Origin of the sequence: Pseudomonas sp. B21-051 (assembly GCF_024748795.1) — a bacterium.
Taxonomy (GTDB): Bacteria; Pseudomonadota; Gammaproteobacteria; order Pseudomonadales; family Pseudomonadaceae; genus Aquipseudomonas; species Aquipseudomonas putida_A.
Map to the genome: position 1 here is coordinate 5129865 of NZ_CP087166.1, position 18244 is coordinate 5148108.

The 18244-nt window shown below is 59.7% G+C and carries 14 protein-coding genes; 9 read left to right on the forward strand and 5 right to left on the reverse strand.

Annotated features, from left to right (window positions below):
• The first annotated feature begins 41 nt into the window (after positions 1 to 41).
• Positions 42 to 536 (forward strand): GreA/GreB family elongation factor, encoded by a 495-nt coding sequence (locus LOY52_RS23085; RefSeq protein ID WP_027612831.1) that lies wholly within the window; start codon positions 42 to 44, stop codon positions 534 to 536.
• Here LOY52_RS23085 and gdhA read toward each other — a convergent pair.
• Positions 533 to 1870: an NADP-specific glutamate dehydrogenase gene (gdhA, locus tag LOY52_RS23090; protein ID WP_098965707.1), complete on the reverse strand. Its 1338-nt coding sequence runs from the start codon at positions 1868 to 1870 to the stop codon at positions 533 to 535. The genes LOY52_RS23085 and gdhA overlap by 4 nt on opposite strands.
• A 346-nt stretch (positions 1871 to 2216) precedes the next feature.
• A complete protein-coding gene (ettA, locus tag LOY52_RS23095; protein ID WP_003228391.1) occupies positions 2217 to 3881 on the reverse strand; it encodes an energy-dependent translational throttle protein EttA in 1665 nt (554 codons plus the stop codon).
• 287 nt (positions 3882 to 4168) lie between these two features.
• Here ettA and morA point away from each other — a divergent pair, with 287 nt between their 5' ends.
• From morA to LOY52_RS23130, 7 genes are all read left to right on the forward strand, one after another.
• Positions 4169 to 8017, forward strand: a complete 3849-nt coding sequence (gene morA, locus LOY52_RS23100; RefSeq protein WP_258676084.1) for a cyclic di-GMP receptor MorA — start codon at positions 4169 to 4171, stop codon at positions 8015 to 8017.
• A gap of 240 nt (positions 8018 to 8257) precedes the next feature.
• Positions 8258 to 9511, forward strand: coding sequence for a serine hydroxymethyltransferase (glyA, locus tag LOY52_RS23105; protein ID WP_003228394.1), 1254 nt, complete (start codon positions 8258 to 8260; stop codon positions 9509 to 9511).
• A gap of 280 nt (positions 9512 to 9791) precedes the next feature.
• Positions 9792 to 10364: a hypothetical protein gene (locus LOY52_RS23110; RefSeq protein WP_258676086.1), complete on the forward strand. Its 573-nt coding sequence runs from the start codon at positions 9792 to 9794 to the stop codon at positions 10362 to 10364.
• Positions 10365 to 10443: 79 nt separating this feature from the next.
• Entirely contained in the window at positions 10444 to 10998 is a 555-nt protein-coding gene (locus LOY52_RS23115; RefSeq protein ID WP_258676088.1) for a hypothetical protein, read from the forward strand.
• A gap of 286 nt (positions 10999 to 11284) precedes the next feature.
• Positions 11285 to 12598, forward strand: a complete 1314-nt coding sequence (locus LOY52_RS23120) for a C4-dicarboxylate transporter DctA (RefSeq protein WP_258676090.1) — start codon at positions 11285 to 11287, stop codon at positions 12596 to 12598.
• A gap of 84 nt (positions 12599 to 12682) precedes the next feature.
• A complete protein-coding gene (locus tag LOY52_RS23125; RefSeq protein ID WP_025108765.1) occupies positions 12683 to 13387 on the forward strand; it encodes a FadR/GntR family transcriptional regulator in 705 nt (234 codons plus the stop codon).
• Positions 13388 to 13410: 23 nt separating this feature from the next.
• Entirely contained in the window at positions 13411 to 14121 is a 711-nt protein-coding gene (locus LOY52_RS23130; protein ID WP_258676091.1) for a GntR family transcriptional regulator, read from the forward strand.
• A 116-nt stretch (positions 14122 to 14237) separates the two neighbouring features.
• Here LOY52_RS23130 and yjiA read toward each other — a convergent pair whose 3' ends face one another.
• From yjiA to LOY52_RS23145, 3 genes are all read right to left on the reverse strand, one after another.
• Positions 14238 to 15206, reverse strand: coding sequence for a GTPase (gene yjiA, locus LOY52_RS23135; RefSeq protein ID WP_258676092.1), 969 nt, complete (start codon positions 15204 to 15206; stop codon positions 14238 to 14240).
• Between the two features lie 163 nt (positions 15207 to 15369).
• Positions 15370 to 15567, reverse strand: a complete 198-nt coding sequence (locus LOY52_RS23140; RefSeq protein ID WP_003228401.1) for a YbdD/YjiX family protein — start codon at positions 15565 to 15567, stop codon at positions 15370 to 15372.
• Positions 15568 to 15582: 15 nt separating this feature from the next.
• Positions 15583 to 17649 carry a carbon starvation CstA family protein gene (locus LOY52_RS23145; protein WP_007963766.1) on the reverse strand — a complete coding sequence of 689 codons (2067 nt, stop codon included), beginning with the start codon at positions 17647 to 17649 and terminating at the stop codon, positions 15583 to 15585.
• A gap of 159 nt (positions 17650 to 17808) precedes the next feature.
• Here LOY52_RS23145 and LOY52_RS23150 point away from each other — a divergent pair, with 159 nt between their 5' ends.
• Complete coding sequence (locus LOY52_RS23150) at positions 17809 to 18177, forward strand: PilZ domain-containing protein (protein WP_258676093.1); 369 nt, start codon at positions 17809 to 17811, stop codon at positions 18175 to 18177.
• The last annotated feature ends 67 nt before the right edge of the window (positions 18178 to 18244 follow it).

Consider the following 18244-nt stretch of genomic DNA (forward strand, 5'->3'; position numbering starts at 1 on the left):
GCCGGCGACCATGGCCCAAACTCTTTGCAGAGGAGGACAGCATGAGCCGCGCTTTCGTCAACGAAGATAACGCCGCTGCGCAAGCCGATCAGCCCGTCGAACGGCAGGTCAGTGCGCAGCCCAATTACGTCACCCCGCAGGGATTGGTGCAGTTGCAGGCCAAGGTCGCCGAACTGCAAGCCCTGCACGCCGAGCAATCGGCCAAGGGCGAACAGGCCGACAAGCAGCGCCAGGCCGATCTTGAAAGAGATTTGCGCTACTTCAACCAACGCCTCGCCAGCGCACAGGTCGCGGCCCCGGCGATCTCGACCGATAAAGTGCAGATCGGCAGTTGGGTAACCTACGCCGACGAACACGACACCGAAAGTCGGGTGCAACTGGTCGGCGAAGATCAGGCCGACGCCAGCCAGGGCCTGATCAACTGGGCTTCGCCGCTGGGCCGGGCGCTGCTCGGCGCCCGGCTCAATGACGAAGTGCTGTGGCAGCGCCCCGCTGGCGATCAGGTGATTGAAGTGATTCGCATCGAACCGGCTTAAACCACACCCTGCGCGAGCATCGCATCGGCGACTTTGACGAAGCCGGCGATGTTCGCGCCTTTGACGTAGTTGATCCGTCCGTTCTCTTCGCCGTAATGCACGCAGGCGTGGTGGATCGACTGCATGATCGCGTGCAGCTTGCTGTCCACCTCACCCGCCGTCCACAGCAGGCGCATGGCGTTCTGCGACATCTCCAGCCCACTGACCGCTACCCCGCCGGCGTTCGACGCCTTGCCCGGGGCGAACAGAATGCCGGCCTCGATGAAGATATCCACAGCCGCAAGCGTGGTCGGCATGTTCGCGCCTTCGGCCACGCATACGCAGCCGTTGCGCAGCAGCGTACGAGCAGATTCGGCGTCGAGTTCGTTCTGCGTTGCGCAGGGCAGCGCGATGTCGCACGGCAGCGACCAGGGCAACTGACCGGCACGGAATTCCAGACCGAACGCCGTGGCCAGTTCGCTGATGCGTCCGCGTTTGACGTTTTTCAGTTCCAGCAGTGCCTGCCACTGTTCTTCGCTCAGTCCCGATTCGCAGTACAGCGTGCCTTCGGAGTCGGACAGCGAAATCACCTTGCCGCCCAGGTCCATGACCTTGCGCGCCGCGTACTGCGCGACGTTGCCGGAACCTGAGATCGCCACACGTTTGCCTTCGACGGTCTGCCCGCGGCGCTTGAGCATTTCTTCGGCGAAGTACACGCAACCGAAACCGGTGGCTTCCGGGCGAATCAGGCTGCCGCCGTAGGTCATGCCTTTACCGGTCAACACGCTGGTGAACTGGTTGCTCAGGCGTTTGTACTGGCCAAACAGAAAACCGATCTCCCGCGCACCGACACCGATGTCACCGGCCGGCACGTCAACGTCCGCGCCGATGTGGCGGTACAGCTCGCTCATGAACGCCTGGCAGAAACGCATGACTTCGGCGTCGCTCTTGCCCTTCGGATCGAAGTCCGAGCCGCCCTTGCCGCCGCCCATGGGCAACGAGGTCAGGGAGTTCTTGAAAGTCTGTTCGAAGGCGAGAAACTTCAGCACGCCCATGTTCACCGAAGGATGGAAGCGCAAGCCGCCCTTGTACGGGCCGATCGCGCTGTTCATCTGAATGCGGAAACCGCGATTGACCTGGACCTTGCCCTGATCGTCGACCCACGACACGCGGAACACCACTGCGCGCTCCGGCTCGCAGATGCGCTCCAGAATGCCCGAGGTCAGGTAACGCGGATTGGCTTCGAGAAACGGCCACAGACTGCGCAGGACTTCTTCGACGGCCTGGTGGAATTCGGGTTGATCCGGATCGCGTTTTTTCAGGCGGGCAAGGAAGGATTCGACGGATTCGATCATGGGAAAAGTCTCGGCAAATTTATTGTCGTTGGAAGCGATTGAGCCGGACTGTAACAAACGATTTGCGCACAGGAACAGCGCAAAATGTCGCAGTAATGAAATTAAATGGTGCACAGGATATAAATCAGAGGGCTTTTTGGACTGATATTGCACCTGATTGGTGAGAGCCAATCTGAAAGTCGCACCAACAGTTACACCGCTTTCGCGAGCAGGCTCGCTCCCACAGGGGACTGCATTTCAAATGTGGGAGCGAGCCTGCTCGCGAAGGGTGCGACTCGTTGGTCCTGAAAATCCGGACAAAAAAAACGGAGCCCGAAGGCTCCGCTTTTCATGCAACCAACCCGAATCAGGCCAGTTTCTTGTGGCGTACCCGATGTGGCTGGGCCGCCGCTTCGCCGAGGCGCTTTTTGCGGTCGGCTTCGTACTCGGTGTAGTTACCTTCGAAGAACACCGCTTGCGAGTCGTCTTCGTACGCCAGGATGTGCGTCGCGACGCGGTCCAGGAACCAGCGATCGTGAGAGATCACAATGGCGGCGCCCGGGAAGTCCAGCAGGGCTTCTTCCAGGGAACGCAGGGTTTCAACGTCGAGGTCGTTGGACGGTTCGTCGAGCAGCAGGACGTTGCCGCCCTCCTTCAGGGTCAGCGCCAGGTGCAAACGACCGCGCTCACCACCGGACAGATCCTTGACGAACTTCTGCTGGTCGCCGCCCTTGAAGTTGAAGCGACCGACGTAAGTGCGCGACGGGATCTCGTAGTTGCCGATGCGGATCTGGTCGGAACCGTCGGAGATCTGCTGGAACACCGTCTTGCTGCCGTCGAGGTCTTCGCGGCTCTGATCCACGCAGGCCAGTTGCACGGTTTCGCCGACTTCGATGGTGCCGGAATCCGGAGTTTCCTTGCCCATCAGCATGCGGAACAGGGTCGACTTACCGGCGCCGTTACCACCGATCACGCCAACAATGGCGCCCTTCGGCATGGAGAACGACAGGTTGTCGATCAGCACGCGATCGCCGTAACCCTTGGTGACGTTCTTGAACTCGATGACCTTGTCGCCCAGACGCGGACCGGCCGGGATGTAGATCTCGTTGGTTTCCGAACGCTTCTGGAATTCCTGCGACTGCATTTCTTCGAAGCGTTGCAGACGTGCCTTGGATTTCGACTGGCGGGCTTTCGCGCCTTTGCGCACCCACTCCAGTTCTTCCTTCATGGCTTTTTCGTGAGCCGACTGCTGCTTGGATTCGGCCGCCAGACGATCGGATTTGGCTTCGAGCCAACCCGAGTAGTTACCCTCGTAAGGAATGCCCGCGCCGCGGTCGAGTTCCAGAATCCAGCCGGCAACGTTATCCAGGAAGTAACGGTCGTGCGTGATCGCGACCACGGTGCCCGGGAAGTCGTGCAGGAAGTGCTCCAGCCAGGCCACCGAATCAGCGTCCAAGTGGTTGGTCGGTTCGTCGAGCAGCAGCATGTCCGGAGCGGACAGCAGCAGACGGCACAGGGCCACACGACGTTTTTCACCACCGGACAGGTGTTCGACCTTGGCGTCCCAGGCCGGCAGACGCAGGGCGTCGGCGGCGACTTCCAGTTGACGCTCCAGGTTATGACCATCGCTGGCCTGCAGGATCGCTTCGAGCTTGGCCTGTTCGGCAGCCAGCTTGTCAAAGTCGGCATCCGGGTCGGCGTAAGCGGCGTAGACCTCGTCCAGACGCGCTTGCGCGTCCTTGATCACGCTGACCGCTTCCTCGACCACTTCACGCACAGTCTTGGTCGGATCAAGTTGTGGCTCTTGCGGCAGATAACCGATGTTCAGGTCCGGCATCGGACGGGCTTCGCCCTCGAACTCGGTGTCGACGCCGGCCATGATTTTCAGCAGCGTGGACTTACCCGAACCGTTGAGGCCGAGTACGCCGATCTTGGCGCCGGGGAAGAACGACAACGAAATGTTTTTCAGGATTTCCCGCTTCGGCGGAACAACTTTGCCCAGCCGATGCATGGTGAAGACGTATTGAGCCATGGAGAACCTTGGGTCAGTGACAGATGAATGATTGGAGCGCAGGCGATGCCCGGCCAGACCGATGCGCGTCGTTCACTTGATGGTCATCAATGCGTGCGCGCGGAAAAAAGTCTGATTCTAGGAGCTGGAACGCTCCCGCGTAACCGGCAAAGCTACCTGAATGACCGGTGGCAGTCCAGCCGAGTGGGGCTGGCACTTCGCCACAACTCAAGGCATGCTAGCCGCCCTTCGGGCGTCCGGCTTATAGTGCACGTCGCGCCAGTCCAGCCAAACCGCAGGATTTCAGCTTGTCCAACGTTACCCCGCCAGCTTCTGTGAGCGCGTCCAATCCGGGGACCGGCTCGCCCCTGCGCGGAACATTGAAGGGGGCATTGGCGACGCTGGTACTTTTGCTGCTGGCCCTGCTGTTCTGGCAACTGCTCGATCAATTGCGCGAGACCCAGAAAAACCAGCGCCAGTACACCATCGACTACACCGCCGACCTCGCCTCGCAGGTCAGCCTGAACATGTCGCTGAATGCGCAAATCGCCCTCAACCTGCTACCGATCGTCGAACAACCGCAGTCGTCCGACGAACAGCAGGCGCTGCTGCGCAAGCTCCAGCAATCGCTGCCGGACCTGCGCAGCCTGGCCCTGCTCAGCCCGTCCGGGAAAATCCTCAACGACAGCGCCAGCGACAGCCACGACGCCGATTACCTCGCTGAACTGGTGCGCCGCAGCCGCGCCCAGGCGCATTACTTCAGTAACGCCGACGACGGCTCGGTGGTGCATCTGTTGTTGCATCAGGCCAGCGGCAGCACGCGCGGCTACTGGGTATTGCGCCTGACCCCGACCTTCTTCGACTCGCTGACCAAGCAGGGCGAAACCGGCATCCGTCCGTTGTGGCTGGTGGAAAACCGCCTCAACCACCAAATCATCAGCCGCGACGAAGCGTTGTCTTCCGCCCGGCCCGGGGTGCTGAGCCCGGACGACATGGCCAACACCGTGCTCACCGTGCCACTGAGCAGCAGCGACTGGCAGTTGCGCGGGCTGTTCGACCGTCAGCGCGTGCTCGAAGAACTGCTGCCGGCATTCATCGGCAAATGCCTGCTGGGCCTGGCGTTCTCGATGTTGCCGGTGATCGCGCTGCTGAACATGCGCCGCCGCCAGCGCCAGTTGCATGAAGGTCGCCGACGTTATCAGGACATCTTCGAAGGCACTGGCGTTGCGTTGTGCGTGCTCGATCTGTCTGGCCTCAAGCAGGTGTTCGACAAAGCACAGATCCAGACCAGCGACCAGCTCAAGGCCTGGCTCGACCAACCGGCCCAGCGCCAGCAACTGCTGCAAGAACTGCGCGTTACCGAAGTCAATCAGGTCGCTCTGCAGCTGCTCAATGTCAATTCCTGCGAGCACGCCTGGCAGTTGCTGATCGACGGTCATCCGCACAGCCAGTGCGCCATCGGCAACCAAGTGCTCGACGCCGTTCTGCAGCAACAAAAACAGCTGGAACTGGAAATCAGACTGCCGGATATCAACGGTCGCGATCAGCACCTGTGGATGGTCCTGCGCCTGCCCGAGGAACAGCACGACTATAAAGCGGTGATCCTCAGCATCAACGACATCACCAGCCGCAAGCTGATCGAACTGTCGCTGCTGGAGCGCGAAGGCTTCTGGTCGGACGTGGTGCGCACCGTGCCGGATCATCTGTATGTGCAGGACGTGATCAGCCAGCGGATGATTTTCAGCAACCACCACCTCGGCCAGACCCTCGGTTACAACCGCTCCGAGCTGCACCAGATGGGCGAGTACTTCTGGGAAATCCTCCTGCACCCGGAGGATGCCGACTATTACCACCGCTCGCGGCAGATGCAGCGGCACGCCGGGTACAGCCAGCTGTTGCAGTGCCAATTGCGCTTCCGCCATCGCGACGGCAAGTGGCGGCGCTTCGATATTCGTGAGCAGGCGCTGGCTCGCGACAAGCATGATCAGGTCACGCGGATCATCGGCGTGGCCAAGGACATCACCGAGCAGATCGAGGCCAGCGAATCGTTGCGCGACAGCGAGCAGCGCTACCGCATGCTCGCCGAAAGCATCAGCGATGTGATTTTCTCCACTGACAGCAAGCTGTCGCTGAACTACGTCAGCCCGTCGGTGCAGGCGGTGCTGGGTTACGACGCCGAGTGGATCTTCCAGAACGGCTGGCAATCGACCATTGCCAACCCGCAACAGCTATCCGGCATTTACACCTTGATGGATCGGGTGAGCAAAGCGCTCGACAAGCCTGAGCAACTCGCGCAACTGCGAAGCCAGGTGCAGACGCAGATGTTCCTGTTCGACTGCCTGCGCGCCGACGGCCGCAAGATCCCGATCGAACTGCGGCTGGTGCTGGTGTGGGACGAACACGGCGCGTTCGAAGGCGTGCTCGGCGTCGGTCGCGACATCAGCCAGCAGCGCCGCGCCGAGAAAGACCTGCGCATGGCCGCCACGGTATTCGAGCATTCGACGTCGGCGATTCTGATCACCGACCCGGCCGGTTACATCGTGCAGGCCAACGAAGCCTTCAGCCGGGTCAGCGGTTACGCGGTGTCGGAAGTGCTGGACCAGTTGCCGAACATGCTCACCGTCGACGAGCAACAGGACGCGCACCTGCGCTACGTGCTCAAGCAATTGCACCAGCACAGCACCTGGGAAGGCGAAGTCTGGCTCAAGCGCCGTAACGGCGAGCATTACCCGGCGTGGGTCGGCATCACGGCGGTACTCGACGATGAAGGCGACCTGGCCAGTTACGTGTGTTTCTTCAGCGACATCAGTGAGCGCAAGGCCAGCGAACAACGCATCCATCGCCTCGCCTACTACGACGCCCTGACCCACCTGCCGAACCGCACGCTGTTCCAGGATCGCCTGCACACCGCGCTGCAATCGGCCGAACGGCAGAAGTCGTGGGTGGTGCTGATGTTCCTCGACCTCGATCGTTTCAAACCGATCAACGACTCTCTCGGCCACGCCGCCGGTGACCGCATGTTGAAAGACATGGCCACGCGGTTGCTGGCCTGCGTCGACGATGACGACACTGTGGCGCGCATGGGCGGCGACGAGTTCACCTTGCTCCTGCAGCACCGCTCCAGCCGCGAAATGGCGCTGAACCGGGCGATTCATGTGGCCGAGCAGATCCTCGCCAGCCTGGTGCGTCCGTTCGTGCTGGAAGGTCGCGAATTCTTCGTCACCGCCAGTATCGGCATCGCCCTGAGCCCGCAGGACGGCAACGAGCTCAGCCAGTTGATGAAGAACGCCGACACCGCGATGTACCACGCCAAGGAGCGCGGCAAGAACAACTTCCAGTTCTATCAGGCCGACATGAACGCCAGTGCGCTGGAGCGTCTGGAGCTGGAAAGCGACCTGCGCCACGCGCTGGAGCAGAACGAATTCGTCCTGTATTACCAGCCGCAATTCAGTGGCGACGGCAAACGCCTGACTGGCGCCGAGGCACTGCTACGCTGGCGTCATCCGCGTCGTGGACTGGTGCCGCCGGGGGATTTCATTCCGGTGCTGGAGGAGCTCGGTCTGGTAGTGGACGTCGGCGACTGGGTGATCAGCGAAGCCTGCCGCCAGCTCAAGACCTGGCACCAGAACCGCGTGCGCGTGCCGAAAGTCTCGGTGAACATTTCCGCGCGGCAGTTCTCCGATGGCCAGCTCGGTACGCGTATCGCCACCATTCTGCGGGAAACCGGTCTGCCACCGGCGTGCCTGGAGCTGGAACTGACCGAAAGTATCCTGATGCGCGAAGTCAGCGAGGCGATGCAGATCCTCGCCGGGCTGAAGAACCTCGGCCTGAGCATTGCGGTCGACGACTTCGGCACCGGTTATTCATCGCTGAACTACCTCAAGCAATTCCCGATCGATGTGCTGAAGATCGACCGCACCTTCGTCGACGGCCTGCCGTCCGGCGAACAGGACGCGCAGATCGCTCGCGCGATCATCGCCATGGCCCACAGCCTGAATCTGGCGGTAATCGCCGAAGGCGTGGAAACCCATGAGCAACTGGACTTCCTGCGCGAGCACGGTTGCGATGAAGTGCAGGGTTATCTGTTCGGCCGGCCGATGCCGGCGAGCCGGTTTGAAGCGCAGTTCAGTAACGACGCCCTCTTCATGTTCGACTGAACATCGGCGGCGCGCCCTTCGCGAGCAGGCTCGCTTCCACAGGGATTGATGTCGATCACAAAATCGCAGGCCTGCCTCGATTACTGTGGGAGCGAGCCTGCTCGCGAAGAGGCCTTCAAAAGCACCGCACATCTGGCATGAACGCCACTTGTCTGCGACATGATGTCGTTTCATATGCCATCCAAAACCCATTGGGTTAGAATGCCCCCCTTTTCTGCCCCCCGATCCTTGAGGACCGCCATGTTCAGCCGTGATTTGACTATTGCCAAGTACGACGCCGATCTCTTTGCCGCCATGGAGCAAGAAGCTCAGCGCCAGGAAGAGCACATTGAGCTGATCGCTTCGGAAAACTACACCAGCCCTGCGGTGATGGAAGCTCAAGGCTCGGTACTGACCAACAAATACGCCGAAGGCTACCCGGGCAAGCGCTACTACGGTGGTTGCGAGTACGTCGACGTTGTCGAGCAACTGGCCATCGACCGCGCCAAAGAGCTGTTCGGCGCCGACTACGCCAACGTTCAGCCGCACGCCGGTTCCCAAGCCAACGCCGCTGTCTACCTGGCTCTGCTGCAAGGTGGCGACACCATCCTGGGCATGAGCCTGGCCCACGGTGGTCACTTGACTCACGGCGCCAGCGTTTCCTCCTCCGGCAAGCTGTACAACGCGGTGCAGTACGGCATCGACGCCAACGGTCTGATCGACTACGACGAAGTCGAGCGTCTGGCGGTTGAGCACAAGCCGAAAATGATCGTGGCCGGTTTCTCTGCCTACTCGCAGATTCTGGACTTCCCGCGCTTCCGCGCCATCGCTGACAAAGTCGGTGCTTACCTGTTCGTCGACATGGCTCACGTGGCCGGTCTGGTCGCCGCTGGCGTCTACCCGAACCCGGTGCCTTTCGCTGACGTGGTCACCACCACCACGCACAAGACCCTGCGCGGTCCTCGTGGCGGTCTGATCCTGGCGCGCGCCAACGCCGAGATCGAGAAGAAGCTGAACTCCGCGGTATTCCCGGGCGCCCAGGGTGGCCCGCTGGAGCACGTGATCGCCGCTAAAGCGATCTGCTTCAAGGAAGCACTGCAGCCTGAGTTCAAGGCTTACCAGGAACAAGTGGTGAAGAACGCCCAGGCCATGGCCGAAGTGTTCATCGAGCGCGGTTTCGACGTAGTGTCCGGCGGTACCAAGAACCACCTGTTCCTGCTGTCGCTGATCAAGCAGGACATCTCCGGTAAAGACGCCGACGCCGCGCTGGGCAAAGCGTTCATCACCGTGAACAAGAACTCGGTACCAAACGATCCACGCTCGCCGTTTGTCACTTCCGGTCTGCGCTTCGGTACCCCGGCTGTGACCACTCGCGGCTTCAAAGAGGCAGAGTGCAAAGAACTGGCCGGCTGGATCTGCGACATCCTGGCTGACCTGAACAACGAAGCGGTGATCGACGCCGTTCGTGAGAAAGTCAAAGCCATCTGCAAGAAACTGCCGGTATACGGCGCTTGATGCGACGTTAAGTCCGCAGCATGAAAAACCGGCCAGAGATGGCCGGTTTTTTTTCGCCTGAATAAATATCGCAACCCTTGTCTGGATAACATAATTAAAAAGCCTGAAACAATAAGCGCCGACCAAAAACAGACTCACCCCACAACTTAGCTGGTACTGTTGCTGCCACACAACAACAAAAAGCCCCACCCAAACCAACTACCAGAATGACAAACCTATAATTAAATCGGCTAAAGCCACACTCTAAAAAGTTGACCACAAGGAATTCAAGGATGAGTTCATGATTACCGACAGGCAGAATTCTTTTATTGCGACACTGGAACTTGACGATCAACACGTCGATTTTCTTGGCCAACTGCATGGCACTCCGGCTCTGCGCAACGACAGAACATTTTCAGGTGGTTTCTTTACCGGCGCGCCAACAGTCCGGGACGATTCACATCTGCTGGGATGTCGTCCCGCTCAAGAGATTGCGTTGCATGCACCCTTGACGGTTTATTTTCGCTGCACGGACGATTACTACCATCTCTATATCCGCTCACACCCGACTTACACCGGGCACTGCATCAGCAAGAGTGCCCAAAAGGTACTGGGTGCCTATCTGCCGGACGACGGTGACACGACATCCTTCAACCTGATGAGCCTTGAAAACCGGATTGTTACCCTGCAAGAAATGAAGGGCGGCATTCAGCGTGTTCGACTCAAGGCTCGTAATTCGAAGGCCATCGGCATTATCCGCCGCAAGGGCGCGCCTTATCTCTATCTGTCTGAACTCGATGGAGAGGGTGTGGTTTTCAAGTTACGCATCATCGAACGCAACGCATCGTTCCTGAGTAATCCGGACGAGATCTGACCGCTCACGGGAACACTTCATCACGTTATGGCTTATTGGCCATTCAGCGTTAACTCCCAATACTTGACAAGGCAACATCATGAGTACAAACCAGGAAAAATCCTTTACGGCGACATTGAGCACTCGGTTTGGTTATCCACACTTTCCGAGACTGACCTATGGTAGAAAAGTGACCACTCCTCGCCCCGACTACGAGTTCTTCAGCTTCTCCCACCATATTGATGTTTCCAACTATCTGTTTTTGAAGCCGGATGTTGCACCTGATGCACTGACGTTTTACTTCCGCTGTATCGATGACTATTACACGATGTATATATTTACCCCTGGCACTTATCACTACATGACCGTCAGCAAAGAGGAGGAGGATTTCCTTAATGCCTATAGCCCTGACGACGGTGACCAGACGACTTTCAATCTTCTGGATGCCAAAGGCAAAATCATCACGCTGGATGAAATCGACAGCAACACCCCCACCGTCAGAATCCAGACCCGAAGCGGCCGTTTGCTGCAGGCAGGTCTGAGCCGCAACAAGTACGACCCGAAGGTTGGCACCTTTGTGCGGACCCTTGCGTCCCGCAGCGCCGCCGTCCTCGATTTCAAAATGAACATCCTGCAACGCAACGTTCCTTACTGACAGCGTTGTCACCGAGGCACTTTGCGCGCTAGCGCTAATCACCTGCTGCAACCTCAGGCGCCCGGCAAGATAGCCGGGCGTCATCGACTTGCAGACAGCCTCACCGCATGACGGAACACCACTGGTCAGACCGGTCATGCCAATTACATGATTTTCACTTGTCATCCCGAAAAAACCGAGCGTAGACTGCACCCGCACTGGACATACCGGTAAGACCACAATAATTAAGTCCTGAATCTGATGTGCTCCGCACACGGCAGCCAGGACACCGACCAGGATTCCTCCCATGCTCAGATGGTGCTCGCGTTCAATCTTCCTCCAAGTGGTTCTCGGACTGGTGCTCGGCATCGTCTGCGGGCTGACCCTTCCCGAATATTCCGCTCAGCTGAAACCGTTGGGCGACGGCTTCATCAAACTGATCAAGATGCTCATCGGCCTGATCGTGTTCTGCGTGGTGGTCAGCGGCATCAGCGGCGCAGGCGACCTGAAGAAGGTCGGGCGCATCGGCCTCAAATCCGTGATCTACTTTGAGGTGCTGACCACCATCGCGCTGGTGATCGGCCTGTTATTCGCCTTCAGCACCGGAATCGGCAGTGGCGCGAATATCCATCTGGAGCAGTTGTCTGCAGCCGACATGGGCGACATCGCCGAACGCGGCCAGCACATGCACACCACCACGCAATTTCTGATGGACCTGATCCCGACCTCGGTGCTCGGTGCTTTCGCCGACAACAACATTCTGCAAGTGCTGCTGTTCTCGGTGCTGTTCGGCAGCGCGCTGAACCTGGTGGGCGAAGCGGCTTCCGGGATCTCACGGCTGATCAACGAGCTGAGCCATGTGATCTTCCGGATCATGGGCATGATCGTGCGCCTGGCGCCGATCGGCGTGTTCGGCGCCATCGCCTTCACCACCAGCAAATACGGCCTTGATTCGCTGCAACATCTGGGCAGTCTGGTCGGCCTGTTCTACCTGACCTGCATGGCGTTCGTCAGCGTGATCCTCGGCGTGGTGATGCGCGCCTCGGGCCTGCGTCTGTGGCCGCTGCTCAAGTACCTGCGCGAAGAATTGCTGATCGTCATGGGCACCGCTTCTTCCGACGCCGTACTGCCACAGATCATGCGCAAACTTGAACATCTAGGCATTGGCAGCTCGACGGTCGGCCTGGTGATTCCCACCGGTTACTCGTTCAACCTCGACGGCTTTTCAATCTACCTGACCCTGGCCATCGTGTTCATTGCCAATGCCACCGGCACGCCACTGGCGATGACCGATCTGCTGACGATTCTGTTGGTGTCGCTGATCACTTCCAAGGGCGCCCACGGCATTCCCGGCTCGGCGCTGGTGATTCTGGCGGCGACGCTGACGGCGATCCCGGCGATTCCGGTAGTGGGTCTGGTGCTGGTACTGGCAGTGGACTGGTTCATGGGCATCGGTCGGGCGCTGACCAACCTGATCGGCAACTGCGTCGCTACCGTGGCCATCGCCCGTTGGGAAAAGGACATCGACGTACAACGCGCAAACAAAGTACTCAGCGGTCAGCAGGGCTACACCTTTCAACCGCGTAAAACCGGAACTCCGGCGCACCAGCAAGAGTTCTGATTTTCAACCCCGCAGGAGCTGCCGCAGGCTGCGATCTTTTGATCTTGTTTGCGGCAACCCCAGCGGGCTCACGGAGCAAGACAAGTGATCACCACATCAACCGTCGTCAACTCAGTCGTAGAAAAACTGCGCGCCGCCCTCGCCCGCGGTCAGTGGCGCTCCGGCGACATGCTGCCGGGCCAGCGCGAACTGGCCGAACAACTGGGCATCAGCCGTCCGAGCCTGCGCGAAGCGGTGATCGTCCTCGAAACCCTTGGCCTGGTGCGTTCGATGCCGGGCAAAGGCGTGGTGGTGCTCGACGCCCAGCTCAGTGACAGCCAGAGCCACGACAGCGCGGTGGCCGGCGCCAGCCTCGAAGACGTGCTGCAACTGCGCTACACCCTTGAGCCGTTCATCGTCGGTCTGGTGGCGCAGTCGATCAGCAGCAAGGAAGTCGGCCAGTTGCGCCTGACGTTGATGGACATGCGCGAAGCCCTTGAAGCGGGGGACAGCGAAGCCGGGGTCAGCGCCTACATCGCCTTCCACGAAGAGCTGTTCACCCTGACTTCGAACCCGATCTTCCAGAGTGTGGTGCAGCAAACCAGCAATGCCCTCAAGCAAAGCGCCGAAGTGCTGCGCAATTCGCCTGAGCATCTGGCTGAGCGTCTGGAAGAAAACGAAGCGGTGGTGCGCGCAATCCGCAGCAAGAACAGCGCTCAGGCCAGCGCCGAAATGCGTCGGCACATCCTGCGCGAAGGCCAGCGCATGGGCATTGAATTGAACATTCCGGAAGACAACCTCAGCCACTGAAGAATTCACACTGGAGACCGGCCATGAACAGTCTTGCCACGTCGCCGCACACTCGTCAGATGTCGGCCCCCCTGCCCTTCTCCCGCCTGCAGGCGCCGGCCGATGATCTGTACCCGCGGCTGTTCGACGCGATTCTGGACCGGCGAATCAACCCGGCCAGCCGCTTCACCGAAGACAGTCTCAAGCAGATGTTTGGCGTGAGCCGCGCCGATGTGCGCCGGGTACTGACGCAGTTGTCCCATGAGCAGGTGATTGTGCTGCGCGCCAATCATCGGCCACGGGTCGCGGCGCCGGATGCCGAGCAGACCCGGCAAACCCTGCACGCCAGGCGCCTGACCGAAGCGACACTGGTACGCCTGGCCTGCCAGAATGCGTCAGCGGAGGGTTTGAAACGCTTGCGCACGCTGGTCGAACGCGAACGTCTGGCCGTGACACAGGAACGGCGTGCTGCGGCGATTCGATTGTCCGGCGAGTTCCATCTGCAGTTGGCACGGATGGCGGGGAATGCACCGTTGGCGCATTTTCTTGGCAGTCTGGTGCCGTTGACGTCGCTGGCGATTGCGCGGTGTGATGGATCAACGCCAGGTTGCTGCGCGTGGCAGGAGCACCTGGCGATTATCGAGGCGGTGGAGCTGGGAGATGTTTCCAAGGCTGGTTTGTTGATGAATCAGCACCTGGATCATCTTGAGCAGACCCTGCTGGGTTCAGCCCTTGAGCATTGCGCTGTCGGTTAGATCGTCTTCGCGAGCAGGCTCGCTCCCACAGTGAACTGCATTCCTCCTGACAGAATGCGGATTACTGTGGGAGCGAGCCTGCTCGCGAAGAGGCCATCGCTGACAACCAGGATCCATCAGGCAGAAGTCACTCTGGCAAACCCGGCCCGAATTTTCTCTTCCGGCAGATCGTCAGCAATAAACACGATGACACTTTCCCGCACCTCACCCTCGGCCCACTCGGTATCCCAGTCAAAACCGTAGAGTTTCAGCACGCCCTGAAACACCAGCCGTCGATCCTCGCCAGCAATGTTCAGCACACCCTTGTAACGCAGTAACTGTTTGCCGTGCTCTTCCAGCAGCTCGTTCATGAACTCGCTGAGTTGATCGATATCCAGCGGCTGGTCTGTGCGCAGCACCAGACTGGAGATGCGGTCGATGGAAGGCGCCTTGCTCACCGGACGCAGACTCACTCCGCCCAGGTCGGCATTGAGGTTGAAGCCGCGCACGTCGAGCAGTTCCGCCAGATCGATGTTGCCGTGCTCGACCACGCGGATTGGCGCACGACGGTTGATTCGCCTCAGGCGTTCGCTCAGTGCGTTGAACGTCGCCTCATCCACCAGATCGGTTTTGCTCACCAGCAAGCGGTCGGCGAAACCGATCTGCGCCTGGGCGATGGTCTGGGTCAGGTGCTGGTCGGCGTGAGCGGCATCTACCAGGGTGATGATGCCGTCGAGCAGATAGCGTTCGCGCAGTTCTTCGTCAATGAAAAAGGTTTGCGCCACAGGCGCTGGATCGGCCAGACCGGTGCACTCGATCACCAGCCGATCAAAAGCGATTTCACCGCTGTCCAGGCGTTCGAGCAGCAGGTACAAGGCCTTGGTCAGGTCGGTGTGGATGGTGCAACAGACGCAGCCGTTGGCCAGGGTCATGACTTGCACCGGTTCATCGCCGAGCAACTGGGTGTCGATGCCGGCGTCGCTAAATTCGTTCTCGATCACGGCGATTTTCAGGCCGTGCTCGGCTTTAAGCAGATGGCGCAGCAAGGTGGTCTTGCCGGCACCGAGGAAACCGCTGAGTACCGTTACAGGTATGGGTGAAGACAAAACAGATCCCCTTCACAAAATGAATGAACAACACAAAAACAACTGTGGGAGCGAGCCTGCTCGCGAAAGCGGTGTGTCAGTCAAATCATTCATCAACTGACACTCCGTATTCGCGAGCAGGCTCGCTCCCACAGGGGGATTACCTCAACCGCAGGCTGTCAGCTCAACAGCACTTCGGCCCACCCTTGCCACCGTAACGCGCTTCCTGACGTTCGCGGAAGAACATCTCATAGCTCATCACCGGTTTGTCCGGGTGTTTGGTTTGCATATGCTCGACGTAGGTGTCGTAGTCGGGCATGCCGACCATCAGGCGCGCGGCCTGACCGAGGTATTTACCGAGGCGACTCAGGTCATTGAACATGGTGCAATCCTCTGGTTACGCGTCCGGCAAGGCCTGGAATGGCGATTCTTTATCCGTACGCTCTTTTTTGCCCCAGGCGGCGATGCCGACCTTGAGCGCATAGAACAGGATACTGAAGACCACGAACAGGAACAGCGCGGTAAGCGTTGCGTTGGTGTAGGCGTTGAAGATCACGTGCTGCATCTGCTCGATGCTCTTGGCCGGGGCAATCACCTGGCCGGCGGCCAGTGCATCGCTGTACTTCTTGGCCAGCGACAGGAAGCCGATCGCCGGGTTGGCATCGAACAGCTTGATGAAGCCTGCAGTGGTGGTGCAGATCAACAGCCAGGCGGCTGGCAGCAGGGTGACCCAGATGTAGCGCTGGCGCTTCATCTTGATCAGGACCACGGTGCCGAGCATCAGCGCAATACCGGCCAGCATCTGGTTGGAGATGCCGAACAGCGGCCACAGGGTGTTGATGCCGCCCAGTGGATCGATCACGCCCTGATACAGCAACCAGCCCCACATCGCCACACAACCGGCGGTGGCGATCAGGTTGGCGGTCCACGATTCGGTACGCTTGAGCGCCGGAACGAAGGAGCCGAGCAGGTCCTGCAGCATGAAGCGCCCGGCACGGGTACCGGCGTCCACAGCAGTCAGAATGAACAGCGCTTCGAACAGGATCGCGAAGTGGTACCAGAACGCCATGGTGTTTTCACCCGGCAGGACACTGTGCAGGATCTGCGCAATACCGACCGCCAGGGTCGGCGCACCACCGGCACGGGCGAGGATGGTGGTTTCGCCAATGTCATGCGCCACGGCTTGCAGCGCCTCCGGCGTGATCGCAAAACCCCAGCTGCTGACCATCTGCGCCACCGATGCGACGTCACCGCCGACCACAGCGGCCGGGCTGTTCATGGCGAAGTACACGCCCGGCTCGATCACCGAAGCGGCAACCATGGCCATGATCGCCACAAACGATTCCATCAGCATGCCGCCGTAACCGATGTAGCGCGCGTTGGTTTCGTTATCCAGCAGCTTCGGCGTGGTGCCCGAAGAAATCAGCGCGTGGAAACCCGATACCGCACCGCAAGCGATGGTGATGAACAGGAACGGGAACAGACCGCCCTTCCACACCGGCCCGGTGCCGTCGACGAACTGGGTCAGCGCCGGCATTTTCAGCTCGGGCATGGTCACCAGAATGCCGATCGCCAGGGCAATGATGGTGCCGATCTTGAGGAACGTCGACAGGTAGTCGCGCGGCGCCAGAATCAACCACACCGGCAACACGGCGGCGACGAAGCCATAACCGATCAGCATCCAGGTGATTTGCACGCCGGTGAAGCTGAAGGCCTTGGCCCACACCGGATCAGCGGCAATCTGCCCGCCGAGCCAGATCGAACCGAGCAGCAGCAACACGCCAATGACCGAGATCTCGCCAATACGGCCCGGACGGATGTAGCGCATGTAGATGCCCATGAACATCGCGATCGGGATGGTCGCCATCACGGTGAAGATACCCCACGGGCTTTCAGCCAGGGCTTTCACCACGATCAGCGCCAGCACCGCGAGGATGATGATCATGATCAGGAAGCAGCCGAACAGGGCGATGGTGCCGGGGATGCGGCCCATTTCTTCACGCACCATGTCGCCCAGCGAACGGCCGTTGCGCCGGGTCGACATGAACAGGACCATGAAGTCCTGCACCGCACCCGCCAGCACCACCCCGGCAATCAGCCACAGCGTGCCGGGCAGATAGCCCATCTGCGCCGCCAATACCGGGCCGACCAGAGGCCCTGCGCCGGCGATGGCCGCGAAGTGGTGACCGAAAAGAATGTGTTTGTTGGTTGGAACGTAGTCCAGACCGTCGTTGTTGAGCACGGCGGGGGTGGCCCGACGCGGATCGAGTTGCATCACATTGTTGGCGATGAACAGACTGTAGTAACGGTACGCAACCAGATAAATGGCCACGGCCGCGACCACGATCCACAAGGCGTTGATCGCCTCTCCTCGGCGCAATGCCACTACGCCCAGGGCGCACGCTCCTACGATTGCCAGCACTAGCCAGGGTAAGTGGCGTAGCAGGCTATTATTATTTTTCATTTTATTATTCCAGCCAGGGTGGACAAGAAAGACAGCCACCCCGAGTTTAGCGCTTACGGCGCCAAAGGCCATACCCCGACGTTGGTCTAGACGCTTGGTTGATTGGCAGCCACCCAATGCTCGGGTCTATAGTCAGCGAACTCTTCCGAGGATTGCGCCATGAGCGAACACCCAGCCAATCGCCGTCGCTTCAAACGTATTGCGTTCGATGCCAGAACCGAGCTGAGTCAGGGCCAATTCATCTGGCCCGTGAAGTTGATCGATCTGTCGCTCAAGGGGCTGCTGATCGAGCGGCCGGATCCTTGGCTTGGGGACAAAGAGCAGGACTTCTTCGTCGACATTCATCTGAGCGATGACGTGGATATTCAGATGGATGTGCATCTGGCTCATGAAGAGAACGGCCAGTTGGGATTTGTCTGCCGGCATATCAGCCTGGAATCGATTCAGCGCTTGCGACGGTTGATCGAACTGAATCTTGCGGATGAGGCCGAACTTGAGCGCGAACTGGGCGCCCTGATCGAACTGTGACCCTTGCAGGAGCTGCCGCAGGCTGCGATCTTTTGATCTTGTTTTAGAAGATCAAAAGATCGCAGCC

Bases quoted from the DNA above. Each gene is read 5' to 3' on its own strand.
- LOY52_RS23085 (WP_027612831.1), top strand. From the start codon at position 42: ATGAGCCGCGCTTTCGTCAACGAAGATAACGCCGCTGCGCAAGCCGAT.
- gdhA (WP_098965707.1), bottom strand. From the start codon at position 1,870: ATGATCGAATCCGTCGAATCCTTCCTTGCCCGCCTGAAAAAACGCGAT.
- ettA (WP_003228391.1), bottom strand. From the start codon at position 3,881: ATGGCTCAATACGTCTTCACCATGCATCGGCTGGGCAAAGTTGTTCCG.
- glyA (WP_003228394.1), top strand. From the start codon at position 8,258: ATGTTCAGCCGTGATTTGACTATTGCCAAGTACGACGCCGATCTCTTT.
- LOY52_RS23110 (WP_258676086.1), top strand. From the start codon at position 9,792: ATGATTACCGACAGGCAGAATTCTTTTATTGCGACACTGGAACTTGAC.
- LOY52_RS23115 (WP_258676088.1), top strand. From the start codon at position 10,444: ATGAGTACAAACCAGGAAAAATCCTTTACGGCGACATTGAGCACTCGG.
- LOY52_RS23120 (WP_258676090.1), top strand. From the start codon at position 11,285: ATGCTCAGATGGTGCTCGCGTTCAATCTTCCTCCAAGTGGTTCTCGGA.
- LOY52_RS23130 (WP_258676091.1), top strand. From the start codon at position 13,411: ATGAACAGTCTTGCCACGTCGCCGCACACTCGTCAGATGTCGGCCCCC.
- LOY52_RS23140 (WP_003228401.1), bottom strand. From the start codon at position 15,567: ATGTTCAATGACCTGAGTCGCCTCGGTAAATACCTCGGTCAGGCCGCG.
- LOY52_RS23145 (WP_007963766.1), bottom strand. From the start codon at position 17,649: ATGAAAAATAATAATAGCCTGCTACGCCACTTACCCTGGCTAGTGCTG.
- LOY52_RS23150 (WP_258676093.1), top strand. From the start codon at position 17,809: ATGAGCGAACACCCAGCCAATCGCCGTCGCTTCAAACGTATTGCGTTC.